Below are 1,907 nucleotides of genomic sequence, written 5' to 3' on the forward strand. Positions count from 1 at the left end.
GTCTTTATTCCGTTTATATATTCTAGAGATTCTAACCTTAAAGTTTCATTCATTATCGTCTAAAGTTTTACGTCTTGCTGTGTGTTGTTGCCAACGTTGAGTATATGCAAAGTAGGCGATTGCGGGTTTCAAACTTATCAAACCGTTGAGAAGTTGATGCGGGCTACAACGCTTGAATCTACTACTATCTCGCCTATTTTGTATATACATTGTTGGGGGCAGTTATTCATTAAACGTATTAAATATCATTTGTAATAATTCATGCATTTCTCTCCAGTCTTCATCCTTAATGTTATTTCGGTCTACTTTGCAATCCTTTATTTTCTTTTTAAAATCTTTCTGAATTTTGGTTTTGTCTATGATTTCACCTTGATATTTTTTTAGTTTTGAATCATATCCTTTCCACTGTATTGGCATTAAACCATCTTTCTGCCTTAAAATATCACTGCCTAAGTACATTTCAATACTACCTGCTAATCCATTAATATCCATATTTGTTATACCTGTAGGTCCGATGGTCGGATAATTTTTGGCAATTTCAATATTGGGATATTGTTTAATCTTAATATTCGGTGGTATTTTAGTTTTTGATAATCCACCTATTGCAGATTCTGCCGCTGTATCATTATCAAAAAGTGCAATTACTTTGTTCTTTATATCAGCACCAACAAATGATTTTATGCTTGCAACTAATGAACTTGCACTTCCTGAGGCATTTGAGGCTCCAAAGTCCATAAACGAATAATACCCCGTTAAATGCGGATATAATAATTCTAATGAATCCCTTAATATATTAATATCAGATGTCCCTTCTGTAAGAATTAAAAATTTTTCTCCAAGCTCATAATCAAATGTTAGATTCCCAATTACTTCGTCATAAACTTCTTCAGGTTCGCCTTCATAGTATCCACTTTCAAGTAATTCCGTTATGTCATAAGTAATTAAAGTGTCTGGCTCTGTTGCTTCCAGCAATGCTCTCAAAAGTGTCCTTTGGTCATAATTATATGGAAATCTATCAAGTCCGTATCCATGGTCTAATAGATAAGGGATTATTGGATTAATTTTCTTAGGTAAATCTTCTTTCTTTACATCATAGCCATAATTATGCTCAAATATTTCTTTAACCGCTTCGATAAAATCATCAAATGAATTATTCTCTAAAATTTGAATTTCTTTTGTCAGAGTCTTATTCATTCTATCGGAATCATTGAATGTTTTATTTTCGAGCCATTCTCTTAATTGTACTAATGATTCTTCTTTTGATTCTTCGAACCTTTCTTTGGTACTATCTAGAGTGAAGCCCATGACATTCAATCTGTCACGTATATTTTTTGCTGAATTAATGTATTGAATCGCATTTTCCTCTTCGTCCTCCTCATTTTCTCTACCGTATAATACTTGAATTCTATCTCCAATCTTTCGTTTGAAAACATTCAAGTCACTTGTTTGAAATAAAGAAAGTAAGAACGGGTCTATCTCATTCTTAGTCGTTGCTATTGGATAATCATTAATATATAATTCGCAATATGAACCCATTACTTATTTGTTATTTTGTCTAATTGCCCCCAACACCAGAGTATCTAAACTTGTACATATACATTTTATTGTGCTCAGGTGTTTTGTCTACTTAACATGCTAATATAGGTAAATAACAAGACAAAATGTGAGCATTCCAAAAAATGCCTTTATCCAATCCTATATGGAATTATTCTTGAACATTATGGTTAAGTAAATAGGAGTTGAATGCTTTTTTTTGTATGGCTATTATTCTTCTGGAGGTATAGCTACTATTTCCGGTCGGTGAAATACCCGTTCCGGTCGTGCAAGTAGAGCTTCCGGTCGCATAAGTACTGTCTCCGGTCGGTGATATACCCCTTCCGGTCGTGCAAGTAGAGCTTCCGGTCGCA

At 33.6% G+C, this 1,907-nt stretch carries 1 protein-coding gene; it reads right to left on the minus strand.

Annotation, left to right across the window (positions count from 1 at the left end; genetic code table 11):
- Positions 1-222 precede the first annotated feature (222 nt).
- Entirely contained in the window at positions 223-1,536 is a 1,314-nt protein-coding gene (locus KEM09_RS21690; protein WP_244825163.1) for a HEPN/Toprim-associated domain-containing protein, read from the minus strand.
- Positions 1,537-1,907: the final 371 nt, after the last annotated feature.

Origin of the sequence: Carboxylicivirga mesophila (assembly GCF_018271975.1) — a bacterium.
In the GTDB taxonomy this organism is placed as follows: domain Bacteria; phylum Bacteroidota; class Bacteroidia; order Bacteroidales; family Marinilabiliaceae; genus Carboxylicivirga; species Carboxylicivirga mesophila.